Raw genomic sequence first — 8,933 nt, 5'->3', positions numbered from 1 at the left:
CCCCCCCCCCCCCCCCCCCCCCCCCCCCCCCCCCCGCGGGCGGACCGCGACCGGTCCGTCCGATGAGCAGAACTCTGCTACCTCGACCTCAAGCCCTCCGCCGGCAAACCCGGGACGTTGTCTCAAGGAACGCGCAAGAGGACCTCGACCAGCCGGTGGCGAACCACCCCGCCGGTGCCGGGGCCCGGCCCAGCAAGCCTCCCGTGCATGTGCACGGAGCCTGGTCATGGTGTTTATCCGGGCCGGGCGTCGGCGGCCCGACCCGGATGGAGATCGAGGGGGTCGGCGGAGCGACCGTGGGTCAGCGGGCCTCGGCGGCGCGCTGGGTGGCGTCGAAGACGAACTTCACGCTGTCGCTCTTGAGCTGGAAGTCGTTGCCCGCGCTCTGGGGCAGGGCCAGGGTGATCCGCAGGTTCGAGACCTTCGAGTCGGCGTTGAGGGTCTTGGTCACCGCCGCCAGGTCACGGTTCGCCGCGATGGCCGGCACCGAGGACAGGACCGAGGTCACCTCACCGGCACAGGTCATCTTCTTCGACTCAGCCGCCTTGACCCACGCCGTGGCGCACTGGTCGATGGACAGCCGCAGCCCGTCCTTAGCGTCGCTGGTCAGGACCGAGGGCACCGCGGCCGCCGACGTCGTGGACAGCGCCACCGACCCGAACCCCTCGGTAGCACCAGCACGGCTCAGCTGCACCGCACGCTCCACGGTGTCACCGGGCACCAGGTTCACCGCAGCCACGTCCAGACCCTGCGCGCCCTGCCCGGCCAGCTCGATCCGCGTCTCCCCCGACGCCACCGCCTCGGTCGCGTCGGTCGAGGAGGTGAACGAACCGAACGTGCCCAGACCCGCCACCGCGGTCGCACCAGCAACCAGCGCCACCGACGCGACGACACGAGTGACGGACTTGCGAGAAGAAGCGGTGTTCGAGGCCATGAGGGGAGTCCTTGTCTAGAGGCCGGCCAGTGCCGGTCCGGGGCGATGAACAGAACTCTGACGCCCCCACCTCAAGCCACCACCAGGTAAAGACCCCCCGTTCCCACAAGCAACCCGCAAGACCCGCAAGCACCCCACGAGCCGGCGCCACTTCCCCGCGACCCGGCGCCACTTCCCCGCGACCCGGCGCCACTTCACAGCGAGCCGGCGCCACTTCACGGCGTACGCCGCCGGCAAGGGATGACAGAGTGAGGTCATGCAGCGCAAGGCACTCGGACGCCGTCTGGCGCTTGCAGTCGTCCTCGTGCCGGCTGGCGGGCTCGGCGTTGCCGTCACTGCGGGCGCCTACCTCTCCTGGGACATCACCGAGCGCTGCCTCAGGGCCGACCCGCCACGAACGACCGATGAGTCTCAAGCGGTCGTGACCGCTTCTGCTGACTACCTGCGCGGGCGTCTCCAGTGTCGCTGGTCGAACGAGAACGGTTCGAAGGTCGACGTCGAGACGTTCCCGCTCTACACACGCGCCTGACCCGAGTGGCTTGCCCTCAACGCGTCTCTGTTGAACCCCGGTCCGCTCGTCGGCATAGGCGATCGTGCGGGCACTCGTAGCCGGAAGGACCGAACGAGCTGTCCGGCAACAGTCCCCCGCGGCCGTGCGTCGATCCAGCAGCCTTCGGTCCTTTCGACTACGCCGGGCCAGCACGCACATGTCCTCAGATCGCAAAGTGTGGAGTCTGCGATCAATCAGGTTGATCCAGGACTCCACATTTTGCTGCCCCGGCTCGCGCACCCAGCGAGCCGATCGCTCATCGGCACGAGCGGGCACCTCACTCGCCGAGCGGACGTCCTTCTTCTGGTCACATGCACACCCTTGCTGGCGAACGAGAGGCACCAGTTCCCCGCGACCCGGCGCGACTTCACGGCGTACGCCGCCAGCTCCAGGAACTCACGCCGGCTCGGCGGGAACTCGTGCCGGCTCGGCAGGAACTCGTGCCGGCTCGGGGATCAGTTCAGCGGGCGCATCGAGTCGGGCACCCCGCCCCCGCGGTGCACCTCCTCGACCAGCTCCTGCAACGCCGTCAGGGCGACGCGCTGCGGCATCGGGCCGTAGGAGACCCGGGCGACCCCCAGCTCCTCGAGCCGGTCGAGCGCCGGGTTGCCGGGCACGCCGATCATGGTCAGGCGCTGCGGGCCGAAGGCGTCGACCAGGGTCACGACCTCCTCCTCGCTGAGCCGCCCCGGCACGAAGACCGCCGGCGCCCCCGCGTCGAGGAACGCCTTGCCCCGCTCGACCGCGTCGCCCAGCACGGCGCCGCGGTCGCGGTCGCCGGCCAGCAGGAACGCGTCGGTGCGAGCGTTGAGCACGAAGTCGACGCCCTCGTCGTCGGCCGCGGCCATCACGTCCTCGACGATCGTGGCGGCCTCGAGCAGCGGGCGCATCTGGTCCTCGATGTTGGCGCCGACGATGCCGACGCCCAGCGCCTTGCGCACGGTCTCGACGGGATGGCCGTAGCCGGCCTCGAGGTCGGCGCTGACGGGCAGGTCGGTGGCGGCCGCGATCCGTCCGCAGACCTCGATCATCAGGTCGACCGGGATGTTCTCGCCGTCCTCGTAGCCGAACGAGGCCGCGATCGAGTGGCTGGCGGTGGCCAGCGCGGTCGTGCCGATCCCGTCGGCGACGACGCGGGCGCTGATCACGTCCCACACGTTGACGACGGTGAGCAGGGTCGGGTCGCGGTGCAGCCCGAGCAGGTGCGTGGCCTTGTCCTGGAGCTCGCTCATCGACCCACCCTAGGACTCCTGCGGGTCGCGGTCGACCACCAGCCGGCGTCCGCTGATGCTGCGCGGGTGCACCCGCACCGTCACCGGGCGCGCGCCCCCCGCCCAGGGCTCGGGCCGGGCGCCGGCGTCGTCGTCGTACGACACCTCGGCGAGCCCGCGGACCAGCACGCTCCAGCCCGCCCGGGTGGCCTCGTCGACCTCGTCGACCTCGTAGGCGACGTCGCTGTCGTCGACGTGGCGCTCGAGCCCCGACCAGGCGCCGGTGCGCACGACCACGGTGCCGTCGGCCACCACGTGGTTCACCGGCAGCACCACCGGCCCACCGGTCTCGTTCCACGCGATCCGCCCGACCGGCACCGAGGCGACCAGCCGCCAGCAGGTCTCCTCGTCGAGCTCCTCCAGCCGTACGCCGCTCGCGCTGTCCACCATCGGGCCTCCCCCGGTCGGTGCCGGGCCCGTCGTGGCGGCGGGCCGGCTGGGGCCCAGCGTGCACCGGACGCGCCGCCCCGCCCAGGGACCGGCGTCCACCCCGCGGGGGACCTTCGGCCCGGGCCGGCTACTCCCAGAACACCCGCTCGACCACGGCGTGCGCCAGCCGCGTCATCCGCAGGTGGTCGTCGACCATCTGCTCGGAGGTGCCCTCGGCGTAGCCCAGGATCGCCGCGACCGCGGCCCGCTCGCGCAGGTCGGAGGGCACCTGGTCGCTGGGGGCGCCGCGCACCAGCGTCACGGCGTTGCGGGTGCGGCTGACGCGGCGCCAGGCCTGGGCCAGCAGCGCGGCGTCCTCGGCCGCCAGCAGCCCCGCCTCCTGGGCGGCGGCCAGGGCCGGCAGGGTGCGCGAGGTGCGCAGCCCCGGCACCTGGCCGGCGTAGCGCATCTGCAGCAGCTGCACGGTCCACTCGATGTCGGCGAGCCCGCCGCGACCCAGCTTGAGGTGGGTCTTGCGGTCGGCCCCGCGCGGCAGCCGCTCCTCGTCGACGCGGGCCTTGATGCGGCGCACCTCGACCACGTCGTCCTCGCTGATGCCGCCCTCGGGGTAGCGCAGCGGGTCGACGAGCTCCTGGAAGCGCCGGCACAGGTCGGGGTCGCCGACCACGGCGTCGGCGCGCAGCAGCGCCTGCGCCTCCCAGACCGCCGACCACTTCTCGTAGTAGGCGGCGTAGGACTCGAGGGTGCGCACCAGCGCCCCCTGCTTGCCCTCGGGGCGCAGGTCGGCGTCGACGACCAGGGCCGGGTCGGTACCCGGCAGCGCCAGCAGCCGGCGCAGCTCGTTGGCGACCGCCTGGGCGTACGTCGCCGCCTCGTGGCCGTCGGCGCCGCTGACCGGCTCGTGCACGAACAGCACGTCGGCGTCGGAGCCGTAGGACAGCTCGAAGCCGCCGTAGCGGCCCATCGCGACCATCGCCATCCGGGTCGGGGCCCGGTCGAGGCCCTTGGCCCGGCGCACCGACTCGCCCACCACCTCGAGGGTCACCTCGAGCGTGGCGTCGGTGAGGCGGGAGAGACCGGCTCCGACGTCCTCGACGTCGGTGAGCCCGAGCAGGTCGCCGGAGGCGATGCGGAACAGCTCGCGCCGGCGCACCGCGCGCACCGCCCGCACCGCCTTCTCGGCGTCGTCGCGCCGCGCCGCGGCCGCGCGCATCTCGGCGGTCAGCGACTCGGCGTCCATCGGGGCCAGCGACTGGCCCAGCATCCGCACGCCCTGCGGCTCGCGCTCCAGCAGGCTGGTGGCGTAGCGCGAGGTGGAGAGCACCCGCGCGAGCCGCTGGGCCACCTCGCCCTCGTCGCGCAGGGTGGTGAGGTACCACGGCGTCTCGCCCAGCGCCTCGGAGATCCGCCGGAAGCCGAACAGGCCGGCGTCGGGGTCGGGGCCGTCGGCGAACCACTCGAGCAGCACCGGCAGCAGGGTGCGCTGGATGTTGGCCGAGCGGGTCACGCCGCTGGTCAGCGCCTCGAGGTGGCGCAGCGCGGCACGCGGGTCGGCGTAGCCCAGCGCGGCCAGGCGGTCGCGGGCGGCCTCCGGCGAGAGCCGGGCCTGCTCCCCGGGCAGCTGGGCCACCGCGGCCAGCAGCGGGCGGTAGAAGAGCTTCTGGTGCAGTCGGCGCACCTCGCGCCGGTGGTGCTCGAGCTCCTTGCGCAGCGCGTCGACGGAGCTCTTGAGGTGTCCCATGCTGCGCCCGAGGCGGCGCAGCGCCTCGGTGTCGTCGGGGATCACGTGGGTGCGCCGCAGCCGGTGCAGCTGGATGCGGTGCTCGAGGGTGCGCAGGAACGCGTAGGCGTCGTGCAGCTGCTCGCCGTCCTCACGGCCGATGTAGCCGCCCCGGGTCAGGTCGGCCAGCGCGCTGAGGGTCGTGGGCGCGCGGATCGTCTCGTCGGCGCGCCCGTGCACCATCTGCAGCAGCTGGACCGCGAACTCCACGTCGCGCAGCCCGCCGGCGCCCAGCTTGAGCTGGCGCTCGGCCTCCTTGGCGGGGATGTGGTCGAGCACCCGGCGGCGCATGGCCTGGGTGTCCTCGACGAACCCGTCGCGCTCGGCCGCGCTCCAGACCATCGGCGCGACCATCTCGACGTACGCCCGGCCCAGCTCGATGTCGCCGGCGACCGGACGGGCCTTGAGCAGCGCCTGGAACTCCCAGGTCTTCGCCCACTTCTCGTAGTAGCCCTGGTGGCTGGCCAGGGTGCGCACCAACGGGCCCGACTTGCCCTCGGGGCGCAGGTTGGCGTCGACCGGCCAGATCTCGCCCTCGGCGGTGGGCTCGGAGCAGATCCGCATCAGGTGGGCGGCCAGCTGGGAGGCGGCGCGGTTGGCGGCGTGGTCGTCGCCGCTCTCGTCGGCCGGCTCGTAGACGAAGATGACGTCGACGTCGGAGACGTAGTTGAGCTCGTGCGCGCCGCACTTGCCCATCGCGACCACGCCCAGCCGGGCCAGCAGCGCCTTGTCGCCCATCCGCTGGCGCGCGATCGCCAGCCCGCCCTCGAGGGTCGCGGCCGCCAGGTCGGAGAGCTCGGCGGCCACGTCGTCGACGCCGGCGCCGTGGGCCAGGTCGCGCGCGGCGAGCCGCAGCAGCACCCGGCGGTACTCCACGCGCAGCACGTCGACCAGCGCCGCGTCGTCGCCCTGCGCCACCGGCACCGCGTCGGCCGGGTCGGCGCCCAGGGCGCGCAGCACCGCCTCGCGCACGGCGTACGCCGCCGGGCGGCTGCACTCCAGCGTCGGGTCGTCGAGCTCGCGCCACTGCTCGGGGTGGCGCGCGAGGTGGTCGCTGAGCGCCTCGCTGGCCCCGAGCACCGCGAAGAGCCTGGTGGCCAGGCCCTCGTCGTCGCCCACCCGGGAGAGCAGCTGCGCGGCGTCGTCGCCGGCCGCCTCGAGCAGTCGCACCAGGCCCGCGACGGCGTGGTCGGGGTCGGCGGTGCGGGCCAGCAGCGGCAGCAGCGCGGGAGCGGCCGGGCCGACCTCGTCGAGCCGCTGCAGCGACTTCTCGGCGTCGCTGAAGCCCAGCCGCAGCAGCTGGCCCTTCGTGGTCGCCGGCCGGCTCACCGGAGGGCTCGCTCCCCGACCAGCCGCGCGAAGGACAGCGCGAGCGGGGCCCAGGCCTCGTCGAGCTCGGGGCGGGCCGCGTCGACGCGGGCCACCTCGGCGGCGGTGTCGACGCCGGGCGCCTGCTTGTCGTCGGAGGCCGCCCACCGGGCCACGACCGCCGCGTCGACCTCGGGGTGCAGCTGCACGCCCCAGGCGGCCGGGCCGTGGCGCACCACCTCGACGTCGCCCTGCGGGGTGCGGGCCAGCACCAGCGCGCCCGGCGCCAGCTCGGTGACCACGTCGTTGTTCCAGTGCACGCCGCGCCGCGCGGTGGCCAGCGCGCCGACCAGCGGGTCGTCGGCGGCGTCGTCGGTCCACTCCACCGGCACCAGGCCGACGGTGCGCCCGCGCGGGTTGACCTCGACGCGCCCACCCAGCGCGCTGGCCAGCAGCTGGTGGCCCAGGCAGATGCCCAGGGTCGGCACCTCGGCGCCCACCGCCTCGCGCAGCAGCAGCTTGGTGGGGCCCAGCCAGGCGTGGTCGGCGTCCTCGTCGGCGCCCATCGAGCCGCCCAGCACCAGCAGCGCGTCGTACGCCGCGGGGTCGGCGGGCAGCGCGTCGCCGGCGTACGGGCGGCACACCTCGAGCTCGCACCCGGCCTCGGCGAGCCACCCGCCGACCAGGGCCGGCGGGCAGTCGTCCTCGTGCTGGACCACCAGCACCCGGGGTGGGCGCGGCACGCTCAGAGGACCGGCAGCATGCGGTCGCGCTCGAAGGCGGAGACCTGGCCGCGGTACTCGTCCCACTCGGCGCGCTTGTTGCGCAGGAAGAAGTCGAAGACCTGCTCGCCGAGGGTCTCGGCCAGCAGCTCGGAGTCCTCGGCGACGCTGATCGCGTCGTTGAGGTTCTTGGGCAGCGGCTTGATGCCGAGGCTGGTGCGCTCACGCTCGGTCAGCGACCACACGTCGTCCTCGGCCTCGCGGGGCAGGTCGTAGCCCTCCTCGATGCCCTTCATGCCGGCCGCCAGGACCGCGGCGTAGGCCAGGTAGGGGTTGCAGGCCGCGTCGATGGTGCGCAGCTCGACCCGGGTCGACTGGCCCTTGAGGGGCTTGTACATCGGCACCCGGATCATCGCCGAGCGGTTGTTGTGGCCCCAGCAGATGTAGGAGGGCGCCTCGCCGCCGAACATCATCCGCTTGTAGGAGTTGACCCACTGGTTGGTGACCACCGAGATCTCCGGGGCGTGGTGCAGGATGCCGGCGATGAAGCGGCGCCCGGTCGCGGAGAGCTGGTACTGGGCCCCGGCCTCGTAGAAGGCGTTCTCGTCGCCCTCGAAGAGGCTGAGGTGGGTGTGCATGCCCGAGCCGGGGTGGGTGGTGAACGGCTTGGGCATGAAGCTGGCCCAGATGCCCTGGCTCAGCGCCACCTCACGGATCACCGTGCGGAAGGTCATGATGTTGTCGGCGGTGGTCAGCGCGTCGGCGTAGCGCAGGTCGATCTCCTGCTGGCCCGGGCCGGCCTCGTGGTGGCTGAACTCCACCGAGATGCCCATCGACTCCAGCATCGTGATCGCCTCGCGGCGGAAGTCGGCGCCCTCCGACTGCGCGGTGTGGTCGAAGTAGCCGGTGCGGTCGACAGGCACCGGCTCGTCGCCGGCGCCCGGCAGCCCCTTGAAGAGGTAGAACTCGATCTCGGGGTGGGTGTAGAAGGCGAAGCCCTGTTCGGCCGCCTTGCTCAAGGTGCGCTTGAGCACGTGGCGCGGGTCGGCGTACGACGGGGTGCCGTCGGGCATCTCGATGTCGCAGAACATCCGCGCCGTGGCCGGGCCCTCCTCGCGCCAGGGCAGGATCTGGAACGTCGAGGGGTCGGGCTTGGCGAGCATGTCGGCCTCGAAGACCCGCGCGAAGCCCTCGATCGCCGAGCCGTCGAAGCCGATGCCCTCGTCGAAGGCGTTCTCGAGCTCGGCCGGGGCGACCGCCACCGACTTCAGCGAGCCCAGCACGTCGGTGAACCACAACCGCACGAACCGGACGTCGCGCTCCTCGAGCGCACGGAGTACGAAGTCTTCCTGCTTGCCCATGGCTGGAGCCTAGTGGTGGGCGCCGCCGGCCGGGCGGAGGGTCTCACCGGCACACGGTGACGTCCTGCTGGCCCAGCACGCCCTCGTGGGCGCGGCGCATCGGCGAGAGCCACGGCGTGGTGGTCTCCAGGTGCGCCAGGGTGCCCGCGACGGGCCCGTGCACGCCGGGCACCTGCACGCGTCGTACGACGACGGGCAGGGTGACCTTGTCGCGCGAGGTGCCCTCGAAGCAGCTGCTGGCCCTGTTCCTGGTGGCGGCGACCTCGGTGTCGACCACGTCGCCGGCGCCGTGGCCGGCGTAGCGGAAGACGACGTTCGTGTCGTAGCCGGTGTGGCCCTCCCAGGGCGCACGGACCACGACCTGCATGCCGGGGGTGCGCGAGTGCGGAACCGCGAAGGCGACCTTGCCGTCGCGGACCCGCTTCTCCAGCGAGGCCCACAGCCGCGGCTCGGCCGGGTCGTCGGTGGCCAGGCCGGAGTAGACCTGCACCCGGCAGCCGCGGCAGTCCTCGATGGGGAGCACGACCCGGGTGGTGCCGTCGTCGGCACGGGCTGCCGTGGTGGTGAGGGTGGTGGTGGGGGTGGGCGGGGTTGGGCGCGGGGGTGCTGGTCGTCCT

The 8,933-nt window shown here is 73.3% G+C and carries 8 protein-coding genes; 1 reads left to right on the top strand and 7 read right to left on the bottom strand.

What is annotated here, in order from left to right:
- Positions 1–301: 301 nt before the first annotated feature.
- Complete coding sequence (locus ABKW28_RS22185; RefSeq protein ID WP_348613357.1) at positions 302–934, bottom strand: TasA family protein; 633 nt, start codon at positions 932–934, stop codon at positions 302–304.
- 256 nt (positions 935–1,190) lie between these two features.
- Between ABKW28_RS22185 and ABKW28_RS22180 the strand changes: the two genes are divergently transcribed.
- Complete coding sequence (locus tag ABKW28_RS22180) at positions 1,191–1,463, top strand: hypothetical protein (protein WP_348613355.1); 273 nt, start codon at positions 1,191–1,193, stop codon at positions 1,461–1,463.
- Positions 1,464–1,939: 476 nt separating this feature from the next.
- Here ABKW28_RS22180 and ABKW28_RS22175 read toward each other — a convergent pair whose 3' ends face one another.
- The 6 genes from ABKW28_RS22175 to ABKW28_RS22150 form a co-directional block, all read right to left on the bottom strand.
- Positions 1,940–2,716 carry an isocitrate lyase/phosphoenolpyruvate mutase family protein gene (locus tag ABKW28_RS22175; RefSeq protein ID WP_348613353.1) on the bottom strand — a complete coding sequence of 259 codons (777 nt, stop codon included), beginning with the start codon at positions 2,714–2,716 and terminating at the stop codon, positions 1,940–1,942.
- Between the two features lie 9 nt (positions 2,717–2,725).
- Positions 2,726–3,145 (bottom strand): pyridoxamine 5'-phosphate oxidase family protein, encoded by a 420-nt coding sequence (locus ABKW28_RS22170; protein WP_193669219.1) that lies wholly within the window; start codon positions 3,143–3,145, stop codon positions 2,726–2,728.
- Positions 3,146–3,272: 127 nt separating this feature from the next.
- A complete protein-coding gene (locus tag ABKW28_RS22165) occupies positions 3,273–6,254 on the bottom strand; it encodes a bifunctional [glutamine synthetase] adenylyltransferase/[glutamine synthetase]-adenylyl-L-tyrosine phosphorylase (protein WP_348613351.1) in 2,982 nt (993 codons plus the stop codon).
- Positions 6,251–6,976, bottom strand: coding sequence for a type 1 glutamine amidotransferase (locus ABKW28_RS22160; RefSeq protein ID WP_348613349.1), 726 nt, complete (start codon positions 6,974–6,976; stop codon positions 6,251–6,253). The genes ABKW28_RS22165 and ABKW28_RS22160 overlap by 4 nt, the downstream gene beginning before the upstream one ends.
- Positions 6,977–6,978: 2 nt before the next feature.
- Positions 6,979–8,316 carry a type I glutamate--ammonia ligase gene (glnA, locus tag ABKW28_RS22155; protein ID WP_341230096.1) on the bottom strand — a complete coding sequence of 446 codons (1,338 nt, stop codon included), beginning with the start codon at positions 8,314–8,316 and terminating at the stop codon, positions 6,979–6,981.
- 43 nt (positions 8,317–8,359) lie between these two features.
- On the bottom strand, positions 8,360–8,933 hold a 574-nt coding region (locus tag ABKW28_RS22150), incomplete at its 5' end, for a hypothetical protein (protein WP_348613347.1).

Source organism: Nocardioides sp. 31GB23 (assembly GCF_040012395.1).
In the GTDB taxonomy this organism is placed as follows: Bacteria; Actinomycetota; Actinomycetes; order Propionibacteriales; family Nocardioidaceae; genus Nocardioides; species Nocardioides salarius.
Note: the sequence above shows the minus strand (reverse complement) of the source record. Positions and strands in the feature narration are given on the sequence as shown.

Bases quoted from the DNA above. Each gene is read 5' to 3' on its own strand.
- ABKW28_RS22185 (WP_348613357.1), bottom strand. From the start codon at position 934: ATGGCCTCGAACACCGCTTCTTCTCGCAAGTCCGTCACTCGTGTCGTC.
- ABKW28_RS22180 (WP_348613355.1), top strand. From the start codon at position 1,191: ATGCAGCGCAAGGCACTCGGACGCCGTCTGGCGCTTGCAGTCGTCCTC.
- ABKW28_RS22175 (WP_348613353.1), bottom strand. From the start codon at position 2,716: ATGAGCGAGCTCCAGGACAAGGCCACGCACCTGCTCGGGCTGCACCGC.
- ABKW28_RS22170 (WP_193669219.1), bottom strand. From the start codon at position 3,145: ATGGTGGACAGCGCGAGCGGCGTACGGCTGGAGGAGCTCGACGAGGAG.
- glnA (WP_341230096.1), bottom strand. From the start codon at position 8,316: ATGGGCAAGCAGGAAGACTTCGTACTCCGTGCGCTCGAGGAGCGCGAC.